The sequence below is a fragment of the Streptomyces sp. JH34 genome (genome assembly GCF_029428875.1).
In the GTDB taxonomy this organism is placed as follows: Bacteria; Actinomycetota; Actinomycetes; order Streptomycetales; family Streptomycetaceae; genus Streptomyces.
Genome location: NZ_JAJSOO010000001.1, coordinates 3513597 through 3539907, shown reverse-complemented (window position 1 = coordinate 3539907; position 26311 = coordinate 3513597). Strand labels below are relative to the sequence as shown.

Genomic DNA, 26311 nt, shown 5'->3' with positions numbered 1-26311 from the left:
GTGTGCGGCTTTTACGCCCCCGGATCCAGCCCTCCAGGGGTCTACCCGTTCTGGTTACGCCTCGATCCTGTTTGCTGATCGCAGTCGGGCGAAACTTCTGGCCAGAAGCCTTGACACATGCATCTGGGAGACGCCCAGTTCGGCGCTGATCTGTGACTGCGTCAGGTTGTTGTAGTAGCGCAGCAGCAGGATCCGCTGCTCACGCTCGGGCAGTTGTACGAGCAGGTGCCGCACCAGGTCGCGGTGTTCGACCCCGGCGAGCGCAGGGTCCTCGTAGCCGAGCCGGTCCAGCAGTCCGGGCAGCCCGTCGCCCTCCTGGGCCGCCTCCAGCGAGGTCGCGTGGTACGAGCGGCCGGCCTCGATGCAGGCGAGGACCTCGTCCTCGGAGATCTTCAGGCGCTCGGCGATCTCGGCCGTGGTCGGTGAGCGCCCGTGAGCCGTCGTCAGGTCCTCGGTGGCGCCGGTGACCTGCACCCAGAGCTCGTGCAGCCGTCGCGGCACGTGCACGGTCCGCACGTTGTCCCGGAAGTAGCGCTTGATCTCGCCCACCACGGTGGGCATGGCGAACGTGGGGAACTGGACTCCGCGTTCCGGGTCGAAGCGGTCGATGGCGTTGATCAGCCCGATGGTGCCGACCTGGACCACGTCCTCCATCGGCTCGTTGCGGCTGCGGAAGCGGGCCGCCGCGTAGCGTACGAGCGGCAGGTTCGCCTCGATCAGCGCGGTGCGCACCCTGTGGTGCTCCGAGGTGCCGGGCTCGAGGCCCTTGAGCCGGCCGAACAGGACCTGGGTCAGGGCCCTGGTGTCCGCACCCCGGGTTCTGGCGGGTGTGGTGGGGTCGGGGGTCTCGGTCTGGATGTCGTCCGTCTGGACGGTCTGGGGAGGGACTTGAGGCGCTGTACTGGCCGGCACGGTGTCGCCACCCCTTTGCGGTCAACTACGGTCAACTCATTCGTCAAAAGCGGTCATAGCATCACAAGACATGTCCACTGTGTGCAAGCACCGCATGGAGCCGTGTTGAGGGTGTTGGGGTTTAAACATGCCGAAAAGCCCCTCCCCGCAGGGGGAGGGGCCGGCGGGACCGGAGATCCGAAAGGGTCAGAAGGGGTAGTCGGCGATCACCCAAGTGGCGAACGCGCGCCACTGGCCGGCCGCGGCCTGGTGGTCGGGGTGCTCGATGTACCGCTTGAGCGCGTCCTCGTCGGCGACCGCCGAGTTGATGGCGAAGTCGTAGGCGATCGGCCGGTCGGTGATGTTCCAGGCGCACTCCCAGAACTCCAGCTCGGGGATCTTCCCGCCGAGCTCCCGGAAGGCCTCCGCGCCCGCGACGGCCCGCGGATCGTCCCGCTCGACGCCGTCGTTCAGCTTGAACAGGACCAGGTGGCGGATCATGGTGGGTCTCCTAGTTCACGAGCTCTGACATGAAGTCCCCGACGCCCTGGGCGGCGCTCGAAATGCCTTCGAACCCTATTTGAACCAGATCGGCGCTCCGCTTGGGCGAGGTGATGATCGTGTACAGCACGAAGACCACGAACATGTAGAGCGCGATCTTCCTTGCTTGCGCCACAGCCCCGCCCCTCCCCTTCGATCACCTGTGCAGTCGGGTGATTCTAGCCGCACGAATGGCCGTATCCGCTGGCCGTTTCCGATCACTGATGTGGCTTTTAGGGTCGAAGGGCCCGTCGATTCGGGCCCTTTGTCGGCAGGCGCGGCTTACGACAGGGAGGAGTATGGGCAGTGGGCCTGCCGCACCGGCAGGAATGCGCGGGCCCAGGAACGGGACCTCCACGAGGTCCGCACCGCGTGATTCCCCCCTGACCGCGGAGAGGACCTCCGGTCCCCGTTCTCACCGGGGGAAGCGGCTTGTCCCCCCGATGCCGCTTCCCCCGACCTGACGACCGAAGGGCCCGGCGCAGCGCGCCGGGCCCTTCCTGCTGTGCGTCCCCGCAGATCAGTCCTTCGTCAGGCCGACCGTGCCGGGGGTGGCGTCCTGGGAGCCGGGGCCCGCACCGTCCCGGGGCGCCGGGACGGTCGTGGCGGTGACCACGGCGGCGTCCTCGGCGGCCAGACGCTCCATGCCGCTCGTCGTCTTGAGGGGCTTCTCCTTGATGAAGAGCACCGCGATGAGTCCCAGGAAGGCGAACGGGGTGGCGATGAGGAAGAGGTCGCCGGTCGCGACGCCGTAGGCGTGCTCGACGATGCCCTTCAACGGCTCGGGCAGCTTGGTCATGTCGGGCACGGCGCTGCCGTGTCCGCCGCCGCCGGTCGCCGGGATCCCGTTCTCCGCGAGGCCCTTGCTCATCTCGCTGGCCACCCGGTTGGCGAGGATCGCGCCGAGCACGCTGGTGCCGATGGTGCCGCCGAGGCTGCGGAAGAAGGACAGCACCGAGGTCGCGGCGCCCAGCTCGTGTGCCGGGACGTCGTTCTGCGCGGCGAGCACGAGGTTCTGCATGAGCATGCCGACGCCGATGCCCATGAAGGCCATGTAGACGCTGAGCAGGCCGAAGTGCGTGTCCGCGTCGATGGTCGAGAGCAGGCCGAGGCCGGCCGTCATGACCACGCCGCCCGCGATCAGGTAGATCTTCCACTTGCCCGTGGCGGAGATGATCTGTCCGGCGACGGTCGAGGAGACCAGCAGACCACCGATCAGCGGAAGGCTCATGAGGCCCGCGACGGTCGGGGACTTGCCCAGCGAGATCTGGAAGTACTGGGACAGGAACACGGTCCCGGCGAACATCGCGATACCGACGAAGAAGCTCGCCAGGGTCGTGAGCGACACCGTGCGGTTGCGGAAGATGTCCAGCGGGATGACCGGCTCCGCTGCCCTGGACTCGACGAAGACCGCCGCCACCAGGAACACCACTCCGGTGGTCACCAGTGCGGCCGTCTGCCAGGACGCCCAGGCGAAGCTGTTGCCCGCGAGCGACGTCCAGATCAGGAGCGCGCAGACGCCGGCCACGATCAGGAAGGCGCCCAGCCAGTCGATCCTGACCTGACGGCGTACGGTCGGCAGCTTCAGGGTGCGCTGGAGCAGCACGATCCCGGCCAGTGCGAACGGCACACCGATGAAGAAGCACCAGCGCCAGCCGAGCCACGAGGTGTCCACGAGGACTCCGCCGATCAGCGGACCGGCGACCGTGCCCACGGCGAACACCGCACCGAAGATGCCCGCGTACTTGCCGAGCCGGCGGGGCGGAATGATGGCGGCCATCACGATCTGGGCCAGGGCCGTCAGACCACCGGCGCCGACGCCCTGGATGACGCGGCTGATGATCAGTGTCACGACGTCCTGTGAGAAGCCGGCCACGAGGGAGCCGACCACGAACAGGCCGAGCGAGAGCTGGAGCAGCAGCTTCTGGTTGAACAGGTCGGCGAGCTTGCCCCAGAGCGGCACCGTGGCCGTCATCGCGAGCAGCTCGGAGGTCACGACCCAGGTGTACGAGGACTGGCTCGCACCGAGGTCGGCGATGATCCTCGGCAGGGCGTTGGCCACGACCGTGCCCGCGAGGATGGCGACGAACATGCCCGCCATCAGGCCTGACATGGCCTGCAGTATCTGACGGTTGGACATGGAGGTGGGCGCCTGCTCAGGCGCCTCGGTTGCGGTCACGGTGTCCTTCTTGGGTTCTGGGTCAGAGCAGGATCGGTGGTGCGCGGAGCGTTCACCGGAGGCCGGACGCCTACGCCGGCGGCCGGGGCAGGCCCTGCGCCAGCTGCGCGAAGACCTCCTGGAAGGTGTCCGCGAGTACGTTCTCGCCGGGGTGGTCGCACCAGTGCTCGATGGCGACCCGCAGGGAGGTCTGGCAGACGGCGGCGAGGAGGCGCGGGAAGACGCCGGCGTCGGCCGGCTCCTGGGTGCCGGGGCGGGTGGCGTCGAGCCAGTCGGTGATGGCGACGGCCAGCGCCCGTTCCTCGGCCACGTGGGCCTTCAGACCGCGGTGGATGAGGTGCGGTGACCGCTGGAGCACCTTGGACTGGAGGGCCCAGAGCTCCTGGCGGCCCTCGAACCCGTCGAGTTCGGTGACGAGGGCCTCGCGTACGACGTCGAGCGGCGGCCGGTCGGCGGGGGCGCGGCGCACGGACTCCCTGATCCGCTCGCCCACCTCGTCGTCGACCAGGACGAACGCGTCGTCATGGCTCGGGAAGTAGTTGAAGAACGTCCGGGGTGAGACGCCGGCGGCCTCGCTGATGGCCTCGACGGTGACGTTCTCGACCCCGTGCTCGGCGGCGAGCCTCACGGCCGCCTCGGCGATCGCCCTGCGCGTGGCCTGCTTCTTGCGCTCCCGCAGCCCGGGTACGGATGTCGTCGTCTTCGCCACAACGTGCATAGTAGGCAAAGATGCACATCCTGCAAAATTATTTGCGGCGGGCGGCGCAGGCCCGTAAATCCGCCCCGGAACGCAGTGAAGGGACCGACCCTGACGGGTCGGTCCCTTCATCTCGCTGCGGTAGCGGAGGGATTTGAACCCTCGGTGAGTTTCCCCACACTCGCTTTCGAGGCGAGCTCCTTCGGCCGCTCGGACACGCTACCGAGAGAGAGCTTAGACCATGCCGGGCCCTGGTTCGAAATCCGATTCCCGGCGGCGGTCGCCGGCGCCCTCAGCGGTCTCGGAAGAACGCCGTCAGCAGGTCCGCGCAGTGGTCCTCCAGGACGCCGTGGACCACCTCGGGCCGGTGGTTCAGCCTGCGGTCGCGTACGACGTCCCAGAGCGAACCCGCCGCCCCGGCCTTCTCGTCCCGCGCCCCGTAGACCACCCGGGCGACCCGGGACTGGACGAGCGCGCCCGCGCACATCGTGCAGGGCTCCAGGGTGACGACCAGGGTGCAGCCGGTCAGCCGCCAGGAGCCGAGGGCGGCGGACGCCCGGCGCAGGGCGAGCACCTCGGCGTGGGCCGTCGGGTCGTGGGACGCCTCGCGCTCGTTGTGGCCGGTGGCGAGGAGGGCACCGTCCGGGCCCAGCACGACGGCGCCGACCGGCACATCGCCGGCCGACGCCGCCTGCGCGGCCTCGTCCAGGGCTCGGCGCATGGGTGCCTGCCACGGGTCCCGGACGGGATCGGGGGGAGGCGGTGAGGAGGGTGTGGGTGGTGGAGCGTTCACCCGCGGACCCTAACGGACGGCCTCCAGGACCTCGGATGCCCCGAGCGCGTCCGCGATCTCCACCAGTGCGTCGGTGCGCAGGGTCAGCAGATCCTTCTCGGACAGCCCGAGGTCGGCGAGGACCCCGAGATCTCCGAGCGGCCCCGCCGGCACGGCGTCGGGGTCGTGATCCAGGTCGGGTTCGCTGACGGCGTCACCGGCGCCGCCGGTATCGGACGGGGACTCGTCCGGCTCGCCGTCCTCCGTGCCGTCGAGGTCGACGAGCTCCTCGAGTGCGGCGATCTCGTCCTCGGCACCCGGTTCGCGGCCGAGCAGTTCATCGGTGAGCAGGATCTCCCCGTACGAGGAGCGGGCGGCGGCGGACGCGTCCGAGACGTAGATACGGGGGTCCTCCTCACCGTCCACCCGGACGACGCCGAACCAGGCGTCCTCCTGCTCGATGTAGACCAGGACCGTGTCCTCGTCCACCGAGGCCTCGCGGGCCAGATCCGTCAGATCGGACAGGGTTTCCACATCGTCGAGCTCCGTGTCGCTCGCTTCCCACCCGTCTTCGGTGCGCGCGAGCAGTGCGGCGAAGTACACCGTGATTCTCCCACTGGTCTTAGGCGAATCGGTCCGACGGGAGGGCAGTCGGTGGTCCGGCTGCTCTGGGCCCCGCCCAATCGGCATCGTGGCAGAAACGAGCGCGATGCGAGACCTCTTCGACCGTTGCGTCGGCATCAGTTACCCGAGTGCGCGTCGACCGTCCGCGCTCCAGCGGCTCCTCCGGCGGACCGTCCGGCCACCCGGGGGCCGCCCTCACCAGCGGAACGTACGCATCCGCATCTGTTGGCGCATACGGGCCGCCCGGGCCCGGCGCGGCTGGACGCGATCGCGCAACTGCTTCGCCTCGTGGAGCTCACGGAGGAACTGCGCCCTGCGCCTCCGGCGCGCCGCTTCACTCTCCTGCGCGTCCGGCACATCGTCCGGAGCGTCGGGCAGGTCGCGCGCGTCGCGCCCGGCCTGCCTCTGATTCCGCTGCTCCCCGTCGGGCAATCCACACACCACCCCAAGCCTGGGTCCGTATGGACCCACCTTCCCTCCGAACGCGTGCTTGATGCCAGTGCAGACTGGCGGGAAGCCTGTCCGGGCCCCGGTTACTGTTGACGGCATGCGGATCCACGTCGTCGACCACCCGCTGGTGGCGCACAAACTCACCACACTGCGCGACAAGCGCACCGACTCCCCGACCTTCCGGCGGCTCGCCGACGAACTGGTCACCCTCCTCGCGTACGAGGCCACCAGGGATGTGCGGACCGAGCAGGTCGACATCGAGACCCCGGTGACGCCCACGACCGGTGTGAAGCTGTCGCATCCGCGCCCTCTGGTCGTCCCGATCCTGCGTGCCGGGCTCGGCATGCTGGACGGCATGGTGCGGCTGCTCCCGACCGCCGAGGTCGGCTTCCTGGGCATGATCCGCAACGAGGAGACGCTCCAGGCGGAGACGTACGCCACGCGGATGCCCGAGGACCTCTCCGGCCGTCAGGTCTACGTCCTGGACCCGATGCTGGCCACCGGCGGCACGCTCGTCGCGGCCATCCGCGAGCTGATCAAGCGTGGTGCGGACGACGTCACCGCGGTCGTGCTTCTCGCGGCGCCCGAGGGCGTCGAGGTCATGGAGCGCGAGCTGGAGGGCACGCCGGTCACGGTCGTCACCGCCTCGGTGGACGAGCGGCTCAACGAGAACGGCTACATCGTGCCGGGACTCGGCGACGCCGGTGACCGGATGTACGGCACCGCCGACTGACCCTGCTGTTCCCCGTCCGGCCCGGGAGGTCCCGGACCGGTCCAGCCGCCCCGCGCCCGTCCTGCGGCTTCAGCAGGAGGACGGTGCCGGGGCGGGCTTCGTCAGGGCCGTGAGTGCCGTCGCCGCCGCCGCGGGGGTGCTGAACGCCTTGAACTTCGTACCGATGATCAGATCGACGTCCGCCGTCCTGCGCGCGTCCGTCTTCTGCGCGGCCCCCGGCAGCTGTGTGGCGAGCACCGGGAAGGAGCCGTTCATGGCCGCCGGGCCGCCGAGCAGCATCCCGGTGCCGGGCACCTTCTTGTCGTACGCGGCCGGGGCGTTGTCCACCTTGCCGATCGCGAAGCCGCGCTTCTTCAGCTCGTCGGCGGCGGCCTTGGCCAGCCCGCTGCGGGGCGTCGCGTTGTAGATGTTGACCTTGATGGTGGCCGGCTTCGGGAGTACCTTCGCGGCCGCCGAGGCGCTCGGGGAGGGGCAGGCCTTCGGGCGGTCCGCCGCGTTGGCCTGCTTGTTGCCGCCGGTGAAGACGTCGACGATCTGGAGTGTGCCCCAGCCGGCCAGCCCGAGGGCCACCACGGCGGCGGTCGCCGAGAGGGCCAGCTTGCGGCGATGGCGGGGCCGGCGCATGCGGGGATACGTGTTACCCGTGATGCGGTACTTTCCGCCCATGCCGGGAGGGGTCAGCATGCTCATGGGCGCAGCGTAGTGCGACCTGGTGATGATGCCTACTAAACGATCAACCTATGGCACCCGTACGAGCATAAAAGCACCCGAAAGGCCCGAAATGCTCCACGGGTGGGAGTGGCGGGGTCAGCCCATTTCGAGCACGCGTGCGTGCAGCACCTGGCGCTGCTGCAGTGCGGCCCGCACGGCACGGTGCAGCCCGTCCTCGAGGTAGAGGTCGCCCTGCCACTTCACGACGTGCGCGAACAGGTCGCCGTAGAACGTCGAGTCCTCGGCGAGCAGGGTCTCGAGGTCGAGCTGGCCCTTGGTGGTCACCAGCTGGTCCAGGCGGACCGGACGCGGCGCGACATCCGCCCACTGTCGGGTGCTTTCCCGGCCGTGGTCGGGATATGGCCGACCATTTCCGATGCGCTTGAAGATCACACGGAAAGCCTACCGGGCAAGGGGCTCCGGGCGCAGCCGGGCAACAGGACTGTGATGCCCCGCAAATCCGTATGAATCAGCATGAAGCGCCGCACGGTCTGTCATGTTTGTGAGGCATGTTTGTGAGGGTGCACCGGATTGCCGTGCGGCAGCCTCCCGGTTGCGGCCGGGTGGCGCGCCGGTGGGCCGTCCCACGGGCGTGGCGTGGCCGGCCCCCCCCCGTACTCCGCGGACCGCCCGCGGAGTACGGGGACGCGCGGTGCGCTACTCGGTGACGCCGTGGGTGTGCCCCCTGCGAGGGACGCCGCCGCCGCGGGGCTCGCCCGCGGCGGACGCCGTCGGGGCGCGGCGGGGCAAGGAGCCCAGGTCGAAGGCGTAGGTGCCCGCCAGGTGGGCGATCACATCGATGTTGGTGTCGAAGTGCCCCATGCCGATGTTGCCCAGGTCGTCGCACGCCGCGTGGTAGCAGGGGTCGTACGCGACGCCGGCCTTTCCGCCGTACGTCTCGGCCTGGGCTGCCGTCTTGACGCCCTCGGCGCCCGTGTCCGTGCCGCCGGACGGGATCCCCGTCTCGATGAACGGCCCGTAGTCGGAGCGCCCGGTGAAGTCCGTGCCGGTGTGCGGCTTGCCCTCGCCGTCGAGGAAGGCGTTGATGTCGCGCTCGAGCCGGTCGGATCCGTCGGGGCCCGGCCCTTCGCCCTCACCGTCCGAGTCGTCGCCGTCGAGGACGAACTGCGCGCCGTTCGGGGAGGCGATCATGTCGAAGTTGAGATAGAGCGCGATCCTCTCGCGCTGTGCCGCCGGGAGCCCCGCGAGATACGCCTCCGAGCCGAGCAGACCGTTCTCCTCCGCCGACCACCAGGCGAACCGCACCTTGTTGACGGGCGTGCGGCCGGACTGGGCCAGCTTCAGGGCGACTTCGAGCAAACCGGCGGACCCGGACCCGTTGTCGTTGATGCCGGGACCGTCGGTGACGGAGTCGAGGTGCGCCCCGAGCATGACCGTCCTCGCGGCGGCCCCGCCGGGTGTCTCGGCGACGACGTTGTGGGTGGTGCGCTCCTCGCGGGACTCGCGGATCTCCAGGGAGACCTTCACCTCGCCCTTCGCGAGGTCCGCCACGAGCTTCTTCCCTTCGTCCTGGGTGACTCCGCCGGTGGGGATCTTCCCCGACCCGGCGTCGCCCAGGGTGCCGGACAGGGCCCCGTCGGTGTTGTTCCAGATCACCGCGCCGGTCGCGCCCGCCGCCGCTGCCGCCGCCTGTTTCTGTGCGAAGGAGCAGCCGCCCCGCTTGATCAGGGCGATCCTGCCGGTGAAGCCGTCCGGTGCGTAGTCGGCCGCCTCGCAGCCCGTGGTGTCGTCGGCGGGGACGGCGGCGAGGGGCGCCGTGATGCCGCCCTCCCCGGTGGAGGCGGTGTACGTCATCGCGCTGATCGAGACCTCGCGGGGTGTGGGGGAGACCACGGAGAGCTTCTCGGCGAGGGTCTCGGTGTAGACGAAGTCGAACGCCTGCTGTTCGACCCGGTAACCGGCCTTCCGGAGCAGCCGCTGGACGTACGCGGCCGAGGCGTCGTACCCGGGCGAGCCGGCCGCGCGGTGGCCGTCCGCCGCGTCGGCCATGGCCTGGAACCGTTCCAGGTGCCGGTGGGCGTCGTCGGCGGACGAGCGGTCGACCAGCTGCCGTGAGAACTCGGCGGCGTCCCGGCCGGGGTCGGGCGGCGCCTGTCCGTGGTCCGGGGACGCGGCGAGGAGGAGCGGTGTTGCCAGAGCGGTGGTGGCGACGACGGCCACGGCTCTGCGACAGGTCGCGTACACGGGTGTCCTTCCGGGGCGAACGCTGGTGGAGGAGGGCCTGCGGCCGGCCGGCGCGGTCACGCGGACCGGGACGCCGCCCTGGCCGCCGCCTTGGCCTGCTGCTTGTACGCCCGGACCTCGGCGAGCGAGTCGGGGCCGGTGATGTCGGCGACCGAGCGGTGCGAGCCCTCTTCGCCGTACGCCCCGGCGGCCTCCCGCCAGCCCGTCGGGCGCACGTCGAACTGCTTGCCCAGCAGGGCCAGGAAGATCTGGGCCTTCTGGGCGCCGAAGCCGGGCAGTGCGTGGAGCCGTCGCAGCAGCTCCGCCCCGGTGGAGGCGTCCTCCCAGACGGCTTCGGCCCGCCCGTCGTACTCCGCCACCAGGTACTGGCAGAGCTGCTGCACGCGCTTGGCCATGGAACCCGGATACCGGTGGAGGGCCGGCTTGTCGGTGAACAGCGCGGTGAAGGCGTCCGGGTCGTACGCGGCGATCTTCCGGGCGTCCAGATCGTCCGACCCCATGCGCCGCGCCAGCGTGAACGGGCCGGTGAACGCCCATTCCATGGGGACCTGCTGGTCCAGCAGCATGCCGACGAGAGAGGCCAGCGGGCTGCGGCCCAGCAGTTCGTCGGCGGCGGGCTCCTGGGCGATCCGTACGCTGCGGGCCTTGCCGTTGTCACTCTTGGTCATGCATCCGATGATCGCGAGAGTGTCCGGGATCGGCGACTCGGTGCGACTCCGTGCGGTCTCCCGCCCACCCGGCGGGCCGCGGCGGGAGCCGGTCGGCCCGCGTCCGCGGATAGCGGGCCTCGGGTGCGCTGAGCGTGTGATCCGCCGCCTGCCGGCAGGCGGAGCGCGCAGCCTCCCCGGCCTCGTCCAGGGGGGGACCCCCATCCCCATGGTCGCCTCGGGCACGAGATGAGCCGGGCGATCTCGGCCGTCGTCAGACCGCCGACCGCGCGCAGGGGCAGCGCGATCTGCGCGGCGGGGGACAGCTCGGGGGGCAGCAGAGGAAGAGCGGGGTGAGCGTGTCGTCGGCGGCCGGTGCGCGGCTCTCCCCCGGCGGCGGGGCCGTGAACGCGTCACGGGGGTGAGGGCGGCGGCCCTCTCCTCGCGACGCTGCCGTGCGGTGTCCCTGCGCAGTTGGTCCGTCAGCCGCCTGGAAGCGGTCCGGATGCGCCGGCCGCGTGGATTGTCCGGCCGGCCACTGCGGGGACGCGGCTAGCAGCGCCTCCTGCACGGCGTCCTCCGCCGCGTCGAGGTGGCCGTAGCGACGCACGAGCGTGCCGAGGACCCGCGGCGCGTGGTGGCGCGGCAGATCCTCGATTCCGGTCGGCCCGCCGTTCACACGTCCCCCTCTCACCCGTGCCGGGGAGGACCCGCGTCCTACTCGGGGGCGCCCGCGGGCTCGCAGTCGCCCTCGTCGATCGGCCGGATCAGCACCGGGTAGACGGGCGCGCCCTCGGGCTGCGGACACCGGGCGACGCGTGCGGCGATCTCGGTGACCCTCTCCAGACTCTCGCAGTCGAGCACCCAGTACCCGGCGAGTTGCTCCTTCGTCTCCCCGTAGGGACCGTCCGTGATCACGGGGCGGCCGTCGGTGCCCGCCAGCACCGCGCGGGTCCTGGCGGGCTCGACCAGGCCGTTGGCGTCGACCATCTCGCCGGACTCGGCCAGCTCGTTGTTGATGCCCTCCATGAAGGCGAACATCTCCTGCATGTCCTTCTTGCTCCAGACCGGGCTCCCGTCGGACGACTCGCCGCTCATGGCCGCGTAGTCGGCCTGCGAACCCTGGACCATCACGAGGTACTTCATGGTTCCCTCCTCGGCTCCTGCTCGCCGCCCCTCGTGGGCGACTTCCACAGGGGACGTCGAAGCCCGTGGCGGGTTCTCGACACCACGCGGGAGGATTTCCGAAATCACTCCGCCGCGCAGGCCGGGAAGCGGCCCCCGTAGAGTTCGGCTGCGTTGTCCGACCAACCCCGAGGTGCCGGCCGTGTCCCCCGCATCACCCCTGCCCGCCGTCCCCGTGCCCGCGTCCGCCGTGAGCGTTGTGGGGATCGGTGCCGACGGCTGGGCGGGCCTGCCGGAGACCGCGCGCGCGGTGCTCCTGGACGCCGAGGTCCTGATCGGTGGTGAGCGCCAGCTGGGGCTGCTCCCGCCGGAGTGCGTGGGCCGGCGCGTGTCCTGGCCCTCACCTCTGCGGCCCGCCGTACGCGGTCTGCTCGCCGATCACGCGGGGAGCCGGACCGCCGTGCTGGCCAGCGGCGACCCCATGTTCTACGGCATCGGCCGGGCGCTCACCGAGGAGTTGGGCCCCGGCGCGCTCCGCGTGCTGCCACACCCGTCCTCGGTGTCGTACGCCTGCGCCCGGCTCGGCTGGCCGGTGGAGGACACCTCGACCGTCACCCTCGTCGGCCGTCCCACGGCCCGGCTGGCCGGAGCGCTGCACCACGGGCGTCGGCTGCTGGTGCTGTCCGCGGACGCGACCACACCCGCCGCGGTGGCCGCCGTGCTGCGGGACCACGGCTTCGGGCCCAGCCGGATGCGAGTGCTCGAACAGCTCGGCGGCACGGACGAGGACTGCCTGGACGGCACCGCCGACGCCTGGGCGCATCAGCCCGGCGACCCGCTCAACATCATCGCGGTGGACTGCCGGAGCGCCCCGGACGCCTTGCGCCTGGGCGCCGTACCCGGGCTGCCCGACGAGGCGTACGAGCACGACGGCCAGCTCACCAAGCGCCATGTCCGGGCGGCCACGCTCGGTGTGCTCGCGCCGGCACCGGGGGAGCTCCTGTGGGACGTCGGCGGCGGTTCCGGTTCGATCGCGGCGGAGTGGATGCGGACCCACCCGTCCTGCCGCGCCGTCACCGTGGAACGCGATCCCGAACGGGCACGCCGCATCGCCCGCAACGCGGACCGGCTCGGCGTCCCCGGGCTGCAGGTGGTCACCGGCCGCGCACCGGACGCCCTCGCCGGACTGCCCGTACCCGATGCCGTGTTCATCGGAGGCGGTCTGACCGCACCGGGGCTGCTCGACGCCTGCTGGGAGGCGCTGCCCGCGGGCGGACGTCTCGTCGCCAACACGGTCACCCTGGAGTCGGAGGCGCTGCTCACCGAGTGGTACCGGCGGCTCGGCGGTGATCTGGTCCGCCTCGCGGTGGCCCACGCCGTACCCGTCGGCGGGTTCACCGGCTGGCGTCAGGCCATGCCCGTCACCCAGTGGTCCGTACAGAAAACCTCGCACGCTCCAGGAGACGACAGATGACCGTGTACTTCATCGGGGCGGGCCCCGGCGCCGCCGACCTGATCACGGTGCGCGGCGCCCGCGTCCTCGCCGCCAGTCCGGTCTGTCTGTACGCGGGCAGTCTGGTGCCCCGTGAACTGCTCGCCGAATGCCCGCCGGACGCCCGGCTCGTGGACACGGCCCTGCTGGACATCGACCAGATCACCGCCGAGCTGGTGCGGGCCCACGGCGAGGGCCACGACGTCGCCCGGCTGCACTCCGGTGACCCTTCGGTCTTCAGCGCCGTGAACGAGCAGATGCGCCGGCTCGACGAGGCGGGCGTGCCTTACGAGGTGGTGCCCGGGGTACCCGCATTCGCCGCTGCGGCCGCGGCGCTCAAGCGGGAGTTGACGGTGCCCACGGTCGGCCAGACCGTGATCCTCACCCGGATCGCCCAGCGGGCCACGGCGATGCCCGAGGGCGAGGACCTGGCCACGCTGGGCCGCAGTGGCGCCCTGATCGTGCTGCACCTCGCCGCGCGGTACGTGGACCGGGTGGTCGACGAGCTGCTGCCGCACTACGGGGCCGACTGCCCCGCCGCCGTGGTCGCCATGGCCTCGCGCCCGGACGAGATCATCCTGCGCGGCACCCTGGACTCCATCGCCGAGCAGGTGAAGTCGGCGGAGGTGATCCGGACAGCGGTGATCATGGTCGGCCGGACCCTGGGCGCGGAGCAGTTCCGCGACAGCCATCTGTACTCCCCGGAGCGGGACCGCCACACCTGCTGACGGGCGAGGCGGGACGGGGTGCCGCCCCGCCTTCCGCTCAGCGCGCCTCGCTGCGCCCCACGACGGCGCCCGCCCGGTCGATGCAGATGACGTCCACCGCCACCGGAGCTCCCCGCAGCACCGACAGCGCCTCGTCCCGGGCCGCGGCCGCCACGAGGTCGCCGAGTGGTACGCCGGCCGCCATGCACAACTGCAGTGCCGCGAGCCCGGTGTTGGCGACCTCGATCTCGGCCGCCAGCGTCTCGCCGGCGCCCCCCTGACGTGCCAGTCGAGCCAGGAACGGCTTGTCGACCTGGGAACGGCCCGAGTGCAGGTCCAGATGACCGGCGGCCAGCTTGGACAGCTTGGCGAAGCCGCCGCAGATGGTCAGCCGCTCCACCGGGTGCCGGCGCACGTATTTCAGCACCGCGCCCGCGAAGTCCCCCATGTCCAGCAGGGCGATCTCAGGCAGCCCGTACTCCGCCACGACCGTCTTCTCCGAGGTCGAGCCCGTGCACCCCGCGACATGGCGGTGTCCGGCCGCGAGGGCCACATCAACCCCGCGGCGGATCGAGTCGATCCAGGCCGAGCAGGAGTACGGCACCACGATGCCCGTGGTGCCCAGGATCGAGATTCCGCCCAGGATGCCCAGGCGAATGTTCCACGTGAAACGTGCGATCTCCTCACCGTCGTCCACCGAGACCGTGATCTCGACGTCGCCGGTGCCACCGTGTTCCGCCGCCACCCGCGCGATGTGGTCCCGCATCATCTGCCGGGGGACGGGGTTGATCGCGGGCTCCCCGACCTCCAGCGGCAGCCCGGGAAGCGTCACCGTTCCGACGCCGGACCCCGCCCGGAACACCACCCCGGACCCCGCGGGCAGCAGCCGTACGGTGGACCGCACCAGGGCGCCGTGGGTGACGTCGGGATCGTCGCCCGCGTCCTTGACCACGCCTGCCGAGGCCTGCCCCTCGCCGAGCTCTTCCACCGCGAGGGCGAAGGCGGGGGTCTGGCCCTTGGGCAGGGTGATGGTCACCGGGTCGGGGAACTCGCCGGTCAGCAGCGCGGTGTACGCGGCCGTGGTCGCCGCCGTCGCGCAGGCCCCGGTCGTCCATCCCGGCCGCAGACCGGTGTGCTTGAGTTGGGCGGCGCGCCCGCCCTGCGCCTCACTGCTCATGGATGGACCGATCGGATGCCCCTGCACGTACTCGTCCTCGGCGGTACGACGGAGGCACGCCGGCTGGCGGAGTCCCTGGCGGCCCTGGACGGGTTCCGGGTGACCAGCTCGCTCGCCGGTCGCGTCGCCCGGCCGAAGCTGCCGCCCGGCGAGGTGCGTGTCGGCGGCTTCGGTGGTGCCGAGGGCATGGCCGGGTGGCTCCGCGCACACCATGTGGATGCGGTCATCGACGCCACCCATCCCTTCGCCGGAACGATCAGTTTCAACGCGGCCTCGGCCGCCGCCGCTGTCCATGTTCCCCTGCTGGCTCTCCGGCGGCCCGGCTGGGTGCCCGTGGAAGGCGACCGGTGGCACCTCACCGACTCCCTCGAGGGTGCGGCGGAGCTGCTGCCCGGGCTGGGGTCGCGCGTCTTCCTCACCACCGGGCGCATGGGCCTGGCGGCGTTCGCCGCCCTGGACGCGCTGTGGTTCCTGATGCGCTCGGTGGACGCCCCCGAGGCCCCGCGTCCCGCGCGGATGGAGGTCCTGCTCGACCGGGGCCCGTTCTCGCTGGAGGGCGAGCGGGAGCTGATCCGGCGGCACCGTGTCGACGTCCTCGTCACGAAGGACAGTGGCGGTGATGCGACCGCACCCAAGTTGACAGCCGCCCGCGAGGCGGGGATCCCCGTGGTCGTGGTCGGACGTCCTCCGGTCCCGCCGGGCGTTCCGGTGGCTGGGACGCCGGAGGAAGCACTCGCCCTGCTGCGGACCCTTACGGGCGGCTGAACCGTCGGGAGGGCCCGGTCGGCACCGGTTCTCACCGGCCGGGACGAGGCCGCTCGTGGACCCGGCGGGCGAGGTGGACGGTGACGTCGGCCGTGACCTCGATCGCCTCGGGCAGAACCCTCATGATCTGCCCGAGCACCTGCTCCCGTGCCGGCTCGGTCGCGGTGACCTCGATCCCCCGTCCGGCCAACAGCCGGGTGGCCTTGCCCGTCCCGGCGCCGATCTCGAGGGCCGTCCGGACGGTCTGATCCGCATACTCCAGAACCCTGTCGACGAGTTCCGCGGAGTATCCGGGCCGGAAGCGTTCGTACGCCTCCGCGATCGGGCCGGAGCCCAGTGCGCGATCAGGGCGTCAGACATGGCGGACATCCCGGCACGGACGGGGACTCCGGTGGGCGTGGTCAGCCGTCCACCGCTGGGACACCGGACTGTCAGTGGTCGGGATTAGCGTCGTCCGTACATCCACTGACGGGCGCCCCGGGGCGTGACGCACCACCAGGAGACCTCCATGCAAGCGACGTTCGCAGACTTCTCCGCCACGCCGGCCGGTGTGTCCAACGCGGGGATCAGGTATCGCCACTGCCACAAGGCCTCCTCGCATCTGGCGATGGGTGCTGACGCGAGCACCGAGCTGGACTTCGAGATCGACGGCCAGGAGCGGATCGCCGAAGCGACGCTGAAGGTGACCGCGCTGGTCTCCAAGCTGGGCGGGTCCCCCGGGTACGCCCCGGTCGACGTGCTGGTGAACGGCAAGGCCCTCGTCGAGGGGTTCACCGTGCCCGGCGGCGGTGACCTGCCGCAGGACAACGTGCTCGCGGTCCCGGGCGAGCTGCTGCGGCCGGGCACCAACACGCTGGAGATACGCACCGGTGCCGACGCGCGCAGCATGCTCTGGCTCTACCGCGTCACCCTCGACTCCGTGTACGAGCGTGGCCGCTCCGAGCGCGCGATGGCCGCGGAGGCGGCCCGTGACACGGTCTTCACCTACACGACGGAGCGCCGCCTGCCGTTCACCTCGTCCTGGCGGCCCGGGCCCCGGCTGCTGTTCCACGTTGACCGGGGCGAGCGGTCGCTGCCCGCCCAGTTGGGCTGGCGCGGTCAGGACGGTGCGGAATCGGCGATCAGCTTCCAGTCGAACATGTCCGACTTCCACGGCCATCACCGCGCCGCCGACGGCACACTCGCCGAGTTCCGCGGCCGCGTCACAGGGCGTGGACCGTTCCCGGAGGGGACCGAGGGCCTCCGTGTACACCGTTTCCTCACCGAGGAGGGCTGGGGCGGTGCCTGGCACTCTTCCGGAGAGCTGAGGCTTCTGGTGGAGGACGGCTCCGGACCCGTGGAGCGGGTGACCTGGCGTGATCAGCGGGGCAACTCCGGTACGGCCGCGCTGAGCATCGCCGACAGGCTTCCCGGAGCGGCACAGGACGTCACCGAGGAGGCGACCGTCGCCGAGGTCAGCGACGAGTTCGAGGAGGCCGGGGAGGTCGCGGAGAATCTGCTGCGGGACTCCCGGAAGAAGTGGCTGGCGGGTGAGTGCGAGGCGACCGTGGAATTCGCCTTCGGCCGGCCCACCGCCCTCACCGGCTACACCCTGATATCCGCCAACGACTTCCCCGACCGCGATCCCCGGGACTGGACCCTGTCCGGCTCGCAGGACGGCGTCCACTGGACCGAGCTGGACTCCCGGACCGGGCAGGGCTTCGACAGGCGCTTCGAGAGCAGGAGTTTCGGGATCGGCGCGGCCCCGGCGTCCTACTCCCGCTACCGCCTCGACATCACCGGCAACGGGGGCGCGGGCGAGATACAGCTCTCCGGTGTGCGGTTCGCGGGGTTCGCCTCGGACCACTTCAGCGGTTACTACCAGCGCCACAACGAGGGCCCCATCGGATACCGGGGCACGGCCGTCGCCGTCCAGGACGACGTCGCGGCGGGCGAGCGGACGGCGCGTCTCGCCGTGGAGCTGGAGCGGGCGGCCCGCAGTCTGGCCGAGGCGGCCCGGTCCATCGGCAAGCTGGCCGAACAGGTCCGGGAACGCTGATCCGGACGCCGGCCGGCCTCGGGCCTCGGGCCTCGGGACCGGCCTCGGGCCTCGGGGCCGAGCTCGCGCCTCGGGACCGGCCTCGGGACCGAAGACGGGGCAGGGGCCGGGGCCGGGCTCGGGCCTCGGGACCCGGAGCTGGGACCGGCCGTGGAACCGACCCCGGACCGGCCCCAGACCTCGGCCCGCCCCGGTCCCGGCGGCGTCAGTCCTCCGGGTAGCGGCGTGGCGTCCAGACGATCTGCCGGCCCCCACCCCGGTGCACCCACCGGGTCTGCGAGGAGCCGACGATGAGGATCGTCCGCATGTCCACCTCGGCCGGGTCCAGGTCGCCCAGCCGCACCGTGCGCACGCTCTCCGCCGGGCCTCCGACGTCACGGCCGAGCACCACGGGCGTGTCCGGGGAGCGGTGCTCCAGCAGCAGGTCGCGGGCCTTGCCGACCTGCCATGTCCGGCTGCGTGAACCGGGGTTGTACAGCGCCATGACGAGGTCGGCCGTGGCCGCCGCGCGCAGCCGGCCGGCGACGACCTCCCAGGGCTTGAGCCGGTCCGAGAGCGAGATGGTGGCGTAGTCGTGACCCAGTGGCGCACCGGCCCTGGCCGCGGCGGCGTTGGCCGCGGTCACCCCGGGCAGCACCCGCACGGCGACGTCCGCGTACGCGTCCTGCGAGGCCACTTCCAGGACCGCGGTGGCCATCGCGAAGACCCCGGGGTCGCCTCCGGACACCACGGCGACACGGTGTCCGCGGCGCGCCAGGTCGAGGGCGAATTCCGCGCGCTCGGACTCCACCTTGTTGTCGGACCCGTGGCGCCGCTGGCCGGGACGGACGGGCACCCGGTCCAGGTACGTCGTGTAGCCGACCACGTCGTCGGCTGCGGCCAGCGCCCCACGGGTCTCGGGCGTCAGCCACAGCGGTCCGGCCGGCCCGGTGCCGACCACGACGACCTCGCCGGTACCGGGGCTCCGCTCGGGGCGGGGCGCGTCGATCCGGCTCGGCAGCACGGCGACGGCGAAGTACGGCACGGAGTCCGCGTCGGTGTCGGCGAGGTCGCCGGTCCGTTCGCCGGCCATGGTGGCGCGCTCGACGTACCGCGCCTCGGGGAGCCGCCCCGACGCCTCGAACGCGCGGCGCACGGCGGGGAACGTCCGGCCCAGCTTCATCACCACGGCGGAGTCCGTGGCCGCCAGACGCGCGGTCAGTTCCTCCTCCGGCAGGGTGCCGGGAAGGATCGTCAGCACCTCCTCGGCCTCGACGAGCGGCGTGCCGAGACGGGCGGCGGCGGCGCTGACCGAAGTGACGCCCGGGATGACCTCGGTGTCGTAACGGTCCGCGAGCCGCTTGTGCATGTGCTGGTACGAGCCGTAGAAGAGCGGGTCGCCCTCGGCCAGCACGGCGACGGTGCGTCCCGCGTCGAGGTGGACCGCGAGGCGGGCCGCGGCCTCGGCGTAGAACTCGTCCAGCGCGCCGCGGTAGCCGCCGGGGTGGTCCGTGGCCTCCGTCGTGACGGGGTAGACCAGCGCCTCCTCGATGTGGTCGGCGCGGATGTACTGCGCCGCGATCGAGCGGGCGATGGAACGGCCGTGCCGGGCGGAGTGGTACGCGACGACATCGGCCTCGCCGATGATCTGCACCGCCCGCACCGTCATCAGGGCCGGGTCGCCGGGGCCGAGCCCGACGCCGTACAGCCGGCCCGTGCCGCCTGCGCGCTGCTGCTCGGGCACGCTCACTCCTCCTCGCTGGCGATCGCGTTGAGGGCGGCGGCGGCTATGGCGCTGCCCCCACGCCTGCCCCGTACGACGAGGTGCTCCAGCCCGGACGGGTGGGAGGCCAGGGCCTCCTTGGACTCGGCGGCCCCGATGAAACCGACGGGCACTCCGATGACGGCGGCGGGGCGCGGGGCGCCCTCCTCGATCATCTCCAGCAGCCGGAAGAGGGCGGTGGGCGCGTTGCCGACGGCGACGACCGCGCCCTCCATCCGGTCCCGCCACAGCTCCAGGGCGGCCGCGCTGCGGGTGGTGCCCAGCTCTGCGGCCAGCCCGGGGACGGCCGGGTCGGAGAGGGTGCAGATCACCTCGTTGTCCGCGGGCAGCCGCTTGCGGGTGACGCCGCTGGCGACCATGGCCACGTCGCACAGGATCGGTGCGCCGGAGCGCAGGGCCGCGCGGGCGTCGGCCACCACGTTCGGCGAGAAGGCGAGATCGCGTACGAGGTCGACCATGCCGCAGGCGTGGATCATGCGGACGGCGACCTGGCTCACGTCGGCGGGCAGCCCTGCCAGATCCGCCTCCGCGCGGATGGTGGCGAAGGACTGGCGGTAGATCGCCGGTCCGTCCTTCTCGTACTGGTGCACAGTGCTGTCGCTTTCTTCGTCTTCCCCGCCGAACAGGTCGGAGAGGGGGCCGGACAGGGGGTCATGCGTGGTGGTCAGGTGCGTGCGCCCCGGGCCGTCGCCACGGCCGCTGCCAGCGCCGCCGGGTCGTCCCGTACCGTCGCCGTCGCGGTGGCCAGGTCCCCCCGGACGTGGGAGATCCGGTGTCCGCCCGGGGTGGCGACCACGTCGATCCACTCCCCGTGCGGATGGCCGCAGCGGCGTTCGCACCCGGACCAGTACACAGGGAGCCGTCCGGCAGGTCCGACGGCGGCCCCCGCCTCGGTCCGCACGTCGGCCAGCGATTTCGCGCAGCCGGGCCGGCCGATGCAGGCGCCTACCCCGGCCCACGGGGAGCCGGGCCCGGTGATCAGGCCGGCGTCGGCGAGGCGGGCCGACATGCTGTCCGCCCGGCCGGGGCCGATGCCGGTGACGACGATTCCGCGCCACGGGGTGAGGCGCAGTTCCCCGGCGCCCGACAGCAGCCGCCACTGGGCCGGTACCAGCCGGCCCAGCGGCACACCGACGGACAGGGCGGCCTCGCGGTGGCTGCCCGGAACCGGCCCGTGGGCCGGGGGCAGGGCTTCGAGGGGGCGGGGTCGGCGGCCCGTCGTGACGGTGGTCCCCGTCCGCCGCAGCCGGCGGAGGACCTCGGCGGGCAGCGCGGCGGCGGCTGCGTCCGGCAGGTCCTTCACCCGCCAGGCGCCGGTCTCCCGGGCGGAGTCGAGGAAGGCCTCGGCGGCGGTCAGCGCGGCGCGGGGGCCCTCGGCGGCGGGGAGGCGGAGTACCTCGTCGACGTGCCCGACGCGCAGCAGGGCGTCGCCGTCGTCCTGGCCCAGCAGGGTGAGGTCGGCTCCGAGGGCGTCCACATCGCCGCGGCCGTCGTCGAGGGCGAACAGGAAACGTCCGGAGAGCGCCGTCGCGCCCGCGCTTCCGCACAGCAGACGGTCGAGGCCGGTCAGCCACGGTCCGACGTCGACGGACCCGAGGCCGTCGAGCCCGGAGAGCGGGGACGCGACGACGTTGCGCACGCGTTCATGACGTTCGGAGGGGAGCAGTCCGGCCTCGTGCAGAAGCCCGGCCAGCTCGGCACCGCAGTCCGGCGCGAGCCCGCGCAGCTGCACGTTTCCGCGGGAGGTGAGATGCAGCTCACCGTCACCGAGGCGCTCGGCGGCCTGTCCCAGCGCATCTGCCTGGCGGGGCGTCAGCACCCCGCCGGGTATGCGGATCCGCGCCAGCGCACCGTCGTCCGCCCGGTGCAGACGCAGCGCGCCGGGGCAGGCGTCACCGCTGCTCCGGGCACACGCGTCGCCCGGAGAACGGGGCGGAAGGGGGGAGGCGGACATGGCGGCGAGCATACCGACCGTGACCGTGACGCACCCCTACGGTCACTGTGACCTACGGGACACCGGCCCCCTGTCCGGGGCCCGGGCGGGGGCCGTCTGGTCAGGACCCCCCTCCTCCCGCCTACTATGCCTAGCGGCGGTCCGTTCGGTCCGCCATCGCCGTACGGCGACTTGGGAGGAAGCCCGGTGAGATTCCGGCGCGGTCCCGCCACTGTGAGCCCGGCCCACCGGCCGTGCGAGTCAGGAACTCCCTTTCCCAGGCTCTCGGTCCCGCCCGAGCAGCTGATCCGACACTGCCCGGGGCGTGGACACCCCGAGGAGGGCTGACGCCGCATGATCCTGCTCCTGTCGACGTCCGACACCGACCTGCTGAGCGCCCGTGCCGCGCAGGGACCGGTCAGCTACCGCTACGCCAACCCCTCCCGGCTCGCCCTCGACGACCTCCCGCAGCTGCTGGAGGAGGCCGACCTCGTCGTCGTACGCCTCCTCGGCGGTGTCCGTGCCTGGCAGGAGGGGCTGGACCAGGTGCTGGCCACCGGCAGGCCCGTCGTCGTGCTGACAGGTGAACAGGCCCCCGACGCCCAGCTGATGGCCGCGTCGACCGTGCCCATCGGCATCGCGGCGGAGGCGCATGCCTACCTCGCGCACGGCGGACCCGCCAACCTGGAGCAGCTGGCCCGCTTCCTCTCCGACACCGTGCTGCTCACCGGCCACGGCTTCGAGCCGCCCGCCCCGGCCCCCGCGTGGGGCCCGCTGGAGCGGACCGCCCGTGACGTCACCGGCCCGACCGTCGCGGTGCTCTACTACCGCGCCCACCACATGAGCGGGAACACCGCGTTCATCGAGGCGCTCTGCGCGGCCGTGGAGGACGCGGGCGCCCGCCCCCTCCCGCTGTACGTCGCCTCGCTCCGGTCGCCCGAACCGGAACTCATCGACGAACTCCGTGCAGCGGACGCCATAGTGACCACCGTCCTCGCGGCCGGTGGCACCAAGCCCGCGACCGCGTCGGCCGGCGGGGACGACGAGTCCTGGGACGCGGGCGCCCTCACCGGCCTCGACGTCCCGGTCCTCCAGGCGCTCTGCCTCACCAGCCCGCGTGCCGCCTGGGAGGAGAACGACGAGGGTGTCTCCCCGCTCGACGCGGCCACCCAGATCGCGGTGCCGGAGTTCGACGGGCGTCTGATCACCGTGCCGTTCTCCTTCAAGGAGATCGACGAGGACGGTCTGCCCGCGTACGTCGCCGACACCGAGCGCGCCGCCAGGGTCGCCGGGATCGCCGTACGCCACGCGCGGCTCCGCCACATCCCGGCGGCCGAGAAGCGGATCGCGCTGGTCCTGTCGGCCTACCCGACCAAGCACTCCCGCATCGGCAACGCGGTCGGCCTCGACACCCCCGCCAGCGCCGTCGCCCTGCTGCGCAGGCTCCGCGAGGAGGGCTACGACTTCGGCCCCGAGGAGGAGATCCCCGGCCTGGTCTCCGGCGACGGCGACGAGCTGATCTACGCGCTCATCGAGGCCGGCGGCCACGACCAGGAGTGGCTCACCGAGGAGCAGCTGGCCCGCAACCCGGTCAGGATCCCCGCGGCCGACTACCGCCGCTGGTTCGCCACGCTGCCCGCCGAACTGCGCGAGGCCGTGGAGGAGCACTGGGGCCCGGCGCCCGGCGAGATGTTCGTCGACCGGTCCCGCAACCCCGAGGGCGACATCGTGCTCGCGGCCCTGCGCCGCGGCAACCTGCTCATCCTCATCCAGCCGCCGCGCGGCTTCGGCGAGAACCCGATCGCGATCTACCACGACCCTGACCTGCCGCCCTCGCACCACTACCTGGCCGCGTACCGCTGGATCGCCGCGTCCGCCGACGACAACGGCTTCGGCGCGGACGCGATGATCCACCTCGGCAAGCACGGCAATCTGGAGTGGCTGCCCGGCAAGAACGCAGGCCTCTCCGCAGCCTGCGGCCCCGACGCCGCACTGGGGGACCTGCCGCTGGTCTACCCGTTCCTGGTGAACGACCCGGGCGAGGGCACCCAGGCCAAGCGCCGGGTGCACGCCACCCTCGTGGACCACCTCGTGCCGCCGATGGCCCGCGCCGACAGCTACGGCGACATCGCCCGCCTCGAACAACTCCTGGACGAGCACGCCCAGATCGCCGCGATGGACCCGGCGAAGCTCCCGGCGGTACGCGCCCAGATCTGGACCCTCATCCAGGCGGCGAAGCTCGACCACGACCTGGGCCTGGAGGACCGGCCCGAGGACGAGGGCTTCGACGAGTTCATCATGCATCTCGACGGCTGGCTCTGTGAGATCAAGGACGTCCAGATCCGCGACGGCCTGCACGTCCTGGGTAGTGCCCCGGCCGGCAAGGACCGCGTCAACCTGGTCCTCGCGGTCCTGCGCGCCCGGCAGATCTGGGGCGGCACGGCCTCGCTGCCGGGCCTGCGCGAGGCACTTGGCCTGGACGAGTCGGCGGCGACCCGCACCGCGGCGGACGAGACCGAGGAGAAGGCCCGCGCGCTGGTCCAGGCGATGGACGACGCGGACTGGGACCCGGCGGCCGTCGCCGTGGTGGCCGCCGGGCACCCGCAGGCCGTCGCCGACATCCTCGACTTCGCCGCCCGCGAGGTCGTGCCCCGCCTCGCCGCGACGACGGACGAGCTGGACCACGCGGTCCACGCGCTGAACGGCGGCTTCGTTCCCGCCGGCCCGTCCGGCTCCCCGCTCCGCGGTCTGGTCAACGTCCTGCCGACCGGCCGTAACTTCTACTCCGTCGACCCGAAGGCCGTCCCGTCCCGCCTCGCCTGGGAGACCGGCCAGGCCCTCGCCGACTCGCTCCTGGAGCGCTACCGCGCGGACAACGGTGACTGGCCCACCTCGGTCGGCCTCTCGCTCTGGGGCACCAGCGCGATGCGCACGGCCGGTGACGACATCGCCGAGGCGTTCGCGCTGCTCGGCGTCCGCCCCGTCTGGGACGACGCCTCGCGACGCGTCACGGGTCTGGAGGCGATCCCGTACGAGGAACTGGGGCGCCCGCGCATCGACGTCACGCTGCGGATCTCCGGCTTCTTCCGCGACGCCTTCCCGCACACCATCGGCCTGCTCGACGACGCCGTACGCCTGGCGGCCTCGCTCGACGAGCCCGCCGAGCGGAACTTCGTACGCGCCCACACGCAGGCCGACCTCGCCGAACACGGCGACGAGCGGCGCGCCACCACCCGTATCTTCGGCTCGCGCCCGGGGACGTACGGGGCGGGGCTGCTCCAGCTCATCGACTCGCGCGACTGGCGGACGGACGCCGACCTCGCCGAGGTCTACACGGTGTGGGGCGGCTACGCCTACGGCCGTGAGCTGGACGGACGTCCGGCCCGCGACGAGATGGAGACCGCCTACAAGCGGATCGCGGTGGCGGCGAAGAACACCGACACCCGTGAGCACGACATCGCGGACTCGGACGACTACTTCCAGTACCACGGCGGCATGGTCGCGACCGTGCGCGCGCTGAAGGGCTCCGCTCCCGAGGCGTACATCGGGGACTCGACCCGCCCCGAGACGGTCCGTACGCGCACGCTGGTCGAGGAGACGTCCCGGGTCTTCCGCGCCCGGGTGGTCAACCCCAAGTGGATCGAGGCGATGCGCCGCCACGGCTACAAGGGCGCCTTCGAGCTGGCCGCGACGGTCGACTACCTCTTCGGTTACGACGCGACGACGGGCGTCGTCGCGGACTGGATGTACGACAAGCTGACCGAGACGTACGTCCTCGACCCCACGAACCGCGAATTCCTCCAGCAGGCCAACCCCTGGGCCCTCCACGGCATCGCCGAGCGCCTCCTGGAGGCGGAGTCCCGGGGGATGTGGGAGAAGCCCGACCCGTCGGTGCTCGAAGCGCTGCGCCAGGTGTTCCTGGAGACCGAGGGCGATCTCGAGGGCGAGGACTGAGCGGGGCGCGCGCCGGCCGGGGAGCACTCCGGTCGGCGCGCCGCCGCCCTGTCTTGCCGCCTCCCGGCAGCGGGTCCAAGCTTGTGGCATGGGTGACCGAGAGGGCCACGCGCCCATGAACTCTGTCCAGCAGGCGTTCCGCCTGTTGGACGTCGTCGCGGCGCACGAGGGGGGCGCGTCGGCGGAGCGACTGGCGCTGGAGGCCGAACTGCCTCTTGACGAGGCCCTTCGAGTGCTACGGGCCCTCACGAAGGACGGCTATCTCCGCAGGATCGAGGACGGCGGTTTCGTGCTGGGCGACGGCCTGGGCGCGGACCTGGGCGGCGACCACGCCGGGCTGGACCTCCTGAACCGGGTCCGCCCCGCCCTCGTCTCACTCCGGGACGACCTGTCGGCCGCCGCCTACCTCACCTTCTACGAGGAGGGCGAGATCAGGATCGCAGAGATCGTCGACGGCCCGCAGACGCCCCGGGTCGACCTCTGGGTGGGATTCGAGGACGCGGGGCACGCCACGGCGCTCGGCAAGTGCGTCCTGCGTGAGCTGGACGACGACGCCCGGGCCGAGTACCTCTCACGGCACACCCTCGCCGATCTCACTCCCCGCACGATCACGCACCGGGAGGAGCTGGTCCGGCAACTCGAATCGTCGTTCCCGGCGCCCGCGGTGATGGACCGCGAGGAGTACGACCTCGGCACGACGTGCATCGCGGTGCCCGTGTACCAGGGCGCCACGATCGGGTCGCTCGGCGTCTCGTTCCGGGCGGACCGGATGTACCGGACCAGTCAGGTCCGCGCAAGCCTGCTGTCGTCGGCGGACCGTGTGACCAGGGGCCTCTCGCTCGGCAGCTGAGGAGGCGACGGGCCAGGGAACCCCGGGAAGCAAGGCCGGGCGCGGCTACGAGCGGTGTG

The 26311-nt window shown here is 72.1% G+C and carries 25 protein-coding genes, 1 tRNA gene, 1 pseudogene and 1 riboswitch; of the genes and pseudogenes, 7 read left to right on the top strand and 20 right to left on the bottom strand.

What is annotated here, in order from left to right; translation table 11 throughout:
• Positions 1–54: 54 nt before the first annotated feature.
• The 9 genes from LWJ43_RS15730 to LWJ43_RS15690 form a co-directional block, all read right to left on the bottom strand.
• On the bottom strand, positions 55–912 hold the full coding sequence (locus tag LWJ43_RS15730) for an RNA polymerase sigma factor SigF (RefSeq protein WP_277332867.1): 858 nt from the start codon (positions 910–912) through the stop codon (positions 55–57).
• Positions 913–1098: 186 nt separating this feature from the next.
• The gene (locus tag LWJ43_RS15725; protein ID WP_277332866.1) at positions 1099–1392 is read right to left on the bottom strand and encodes a Dabb family protein; all 294 of its coding nucleotides are present in this window, start codon (positions 1390–1392) and stop codon (positions 1099–1101) included.
• A 10-nt stretch (positions 1393–1402) separates the two neighbouring features.
• Positions 1403–1567 (bottom strand): hypothetical protein, encoded by a 165-nt coding sequence (locus LWJ43_RS15720; protein ID WP_167359456.1) that lies wholly within the window; start codon positions 1565–1567, stop codon positions 1403–1405.
• A gap of 384 nt (positions 1568–1951) precedes the next feature.
• Complete coding sequence (locus LWJ43_RS15715; protein ID WP_277335899.1) at positions 1952–3571, bottom strand: MDR family MFS transporter; 1620 nt, start codon at positions 3569–3571, stop codon at positions 1952–1954.
• A gap of 109 nt (positions 3572–3680) precedes the next feature.
• Entirely contained in the window at positions 3681–4328 is a 648-nt protein-coding gene (locus LWJ43_RS15710) for a TetR/AcrR family transcriptional regulator (protein WP_277332865.1), read from the bottom strand.
• 118 nt (positions 4329–4446) lie between these two features.
• Positions 4447–4531, bottom strand: a tRNA-Ser gene (locus LWJ43_RS15705).
• A gap of 68 nt (positions 4532–4599) precedes the next feature.
• On the bottom strand, positions 4600–5028 hold the full coding sequence (tadA, locus tag LWJ43_RS15700) for a tRNA adenosine(34) deaminase TadA (RefSeq protein ID WP_277332864.1): 429 nt from the start codon (positions 5026–5028) through the stop codon (positions 4600–4602).
• A gap of 81 nt (positions 5029–5109) precedes the next feature.
• Positions 5110–5682: a tRNA adenosine deaminase-associated protein gene (locus LWJ43_RS15695; protein ID WP_277332863.1), complete on the bottom strand. Its 573-nt coding sequence runs from the start codon at positions 5680–5682 to the stop codon at positions 5110–5112.
• A 216-nt stretch (positions 5683–5898) separates the two neighbouring features.
• On the bottom strand, positions 5899–6135 hold the full coding sequence (locus LWJ43_RS15690; RefSeq protein ID WP_030123136.1) for a hypothetical protein: 237 nt from the start codon (positions 6133–6135) through the stop codon (positions 5899–5901).
• 115 nt (positions 6136–6250) lie between these two features.
• On the opposite strand from LWJ43_RS15690, the gene upp reads away from it, so the two are divergent.
• Complete coding sequence (gene upp, locus LWJ43_RS15685) at positions 6251–6886, top strand: uracil phosphoribosyltransferase (protein ID WP_277332862.1); 636 nt, start codon at positions 6251–6253, stop codon at positions 6884–6886.
• A 69-nt stretch (positions 6887–6955) separates the two neighbouring features.
• Here upp and LWJ43_RS15680 read toward each other — a convergent pair whose 3' ends face one another.
• The 6 genes and pseudogenes from LWJ43_RS15680 to LWJ43_RS15655 all read right to left on the bottom strand — a co-directional run bounded on the left by LWJ43_RS15680 (position 6956) and on the right by LWJ43_RS15655 (position 11595).
• Positions 6956–7552, bottom strand: coding sequence for a LytR C-terminal domain-containing protein (locus tag LWJ43_RS15680; protein WP_277335898.1), 597 nt, complete (start codon positions 7550–7552; stop codon positions 6956–6958).
• 141 nt (positions 7553–7693) lie between these two features.
• Complete coding sequence (locus LWJ43_RS15675) at positions 7694–7990, bottom strand: type II toxin-antitoxin system VapB family antitoxin (RefSeq protein WP_014155093.1); 297 nt, start codon at positions 7988–7990, stop codon at positions 7694–7696.
• A gap of 264 nt (positions 7991–8254) precedes the next feature.
• Positions 8255–9802, bottom strand: a complete 1548-nt coding sequence (locus tag LWJ43_RS15670; protein WP_277332861.1) for a M20/M25/M40 family metallo-hydrolase — start codon at positions 9800–9802, stop codon at positions 8255–8257.
• A gap of 56 nt (positions 9803–9858) precedes the next feature.
• On the bottom strand, positions 9859–10470 hold the full coding sequence (locus tag LWJ43_RS15665; RefSeq protein ID WP_277335897.1) for an HhH-GPD-type base excision DNA repair protein: 612 nt from the start codon (positions 10468–10470) through the stop codon (positions 9859–9861).
• A gap of 195 nt (positions 10471–10665) precedes the next feature.
• A pseudogene (locus LWJ43_RS15660) lies at positions 10666–11128 on the bottom strand (sigma factor); the annotation flags it as partial.
• Between the two features lie 38 nt (positions 11129–11166).
• Positions 11167–11595, bottom strand: a complete 429-nt coding sequence (locus tag LWJ43_RS15655; RefSeq protein WP_277332860.1) for a YciI family protein — start codon at positions 11593–11595, stop codon at positions 11167–11169.
• Positions 11596–11776: 181 nt separating this feature from the next.
• Here LWJ43_RS15655 and cbiE point away from each other — a divergent pair, with 181 nt between their 5' ends.
• On the top strand, positions 11777–13048 hold the full coding sequence (gene cbiE, locus LWJ43_RS15650; RefSeq protein ID WP_277332859.1) for a precorrin-6y C5,15-methyltransferase (decarboxylating) subunit CbiE: 1272 nt from the start codon (positions 11777–11779) through the stop codon (positions 13046–13048).
• Positions 13045–13794 carry a precorrin-4 C(11)-methyltransferase gene (gene cobM / locus LWJ43_RS15645; protein WP_277332858.1) on the top strand — a complete coding sequence of 250 codons (750 nt, stop codon included), beginning with the start codon at positions 13045–13047 and terminating at the stop codon, positions 13792–13794. The genes cbiE and cobM overlap by 4 nt, the downstream gene beginning before the upstream one ends.
• Positions 13795–13831: 37 nt before the next feature.
• Here the strand turns inward: cobM and LWJ43_RS15640 are convergent, their stop codons facing one another.
• On the bottom strand, positions 13832–14950 hold the full coding sequence (locus LWJ43_RS15640; protein WP_277332857.1) for a cobalt-precorrin-5B (C(1))-methyltransferase: 1119 nt from the start codon (positions 14948–14950) through the stop codon (positions 13832–13834).
• Between the two features lie 15 nt (positions 14951–14965).
• Between LWJ43_RS15640 and LWJ43_RS15635 the strand changes: the two genes are divergently transcribed.
• Positions 14966–15715, top strand: a complete 750-nt coding sequence (locus LWJ43_RS15635) for a cobalt-precorrin-6A reductase (protein ID WP_277332856.1) — start codon at positions 14966–14968, stop codon at positions 15713–15715.
• 31 nt (positions 15716–15746) lie between these two features.
• Here LWJ43_RS15635 and LWJ43_RS15630 read toward each other — a convergent pair whose 3' ends face one another.
• Positions 15747–15905, bottom strand: a complete 159-nt coding sequence (locus LWJ43_RS15630; protein ID WP_277332855.1) for a hypothetical protein — start codon at positions 15903–15905, stop codon at positions 15747–15749.
• A 318-nt stretch (positions 15906–16223) separates the two neighbouring features.
• On the opposite strand from LWJ43_RS15630, the gene LWJ43_RS15625 reads away from it, so the two are divergent.
• Positions 16224–17753, top strand: coding sequence for an alpha-1,2-mannosidase (locus LWJ43_RS15625; protein ID WP_277332854.1), 1530 nt, complete (start codon positions 16224–16226; stop codon positions 17751–17753).
• 205 nt (positions 17754–17958) lie between these two features.
• Here LWJ43_RS15625 and cobJ read toward each other — a convergent pair whose 3' ends face one another.
• From cobJ to cobG, 3 genes are all read right to left on the bottom strand, one after another.
• On the bottom strand, positions 17959–19482 hold the full coding sequence (gene cobJ, locus LWJ43_RS15620; RefSeq protein WP_277332853.1) for a precorrin-3B C(17)-methyltransferase: 1524 nt from the start codon (positions 19480–19482) through the stop codon (positions 17959–17961).
• Positions 19479–20105, bottom strand: a complete 627-nt coding sequence (locus LWJ43_RS15615) for a precorrin-8X methylmutase (RefSeq protein WP_147960648.1) — start codon at positions 20103–20105, stop codon at positions 19479–19481. The genes cobJ and LWJ43_RS15615 overlap by 4 nt, the downstream gene beginning before the upstream one ends.
• A gap of 74 nt (positions 20106–20179) precedes the next feature.
• Entirely contained in the window at positions 20180–21481 is a 1302-nt protein-coding gene (gene cobG, locus LWJ43_RS15610) for a precorrin-3B synthase (RefSeq protein ID WP_277332852.1), read from the bottom strand.
• Between the two features lie 108 nt (positions 21482–21589).
• Positions 21590–21738, top strand: a riboswitch (cobalamin riboswitch).
• 64 nt (positions 21739–21802) lie between these two features.
• Between cobG and cobN the strand changes: the two genes are divergently transcribed.
• Entirely contained in the window at positions 21803–25402 is a 3600-nt protein-coding gene (gene cobN / locus LWJ43_RS15605; RefSeq protein ID WP_277332851.1) for a cobaltochelatase subunit CobN, read from the top strand.
• Between the two features lie 88 nt (positions 25403–25490).
• The gene (locus LWJ43_RS15600; protein ID WP_277332850.1) at positions 25491–26252 is read left to right on the top strand and encodes an IclR family transcriptional regulator; all 762 of its coding nucleotides are present in this window, start codon (positions 25491–25493) and stop codon (positions 26250–26252) included.
• Positions 26253–26311: the final 59 nt, after the last annotated feature.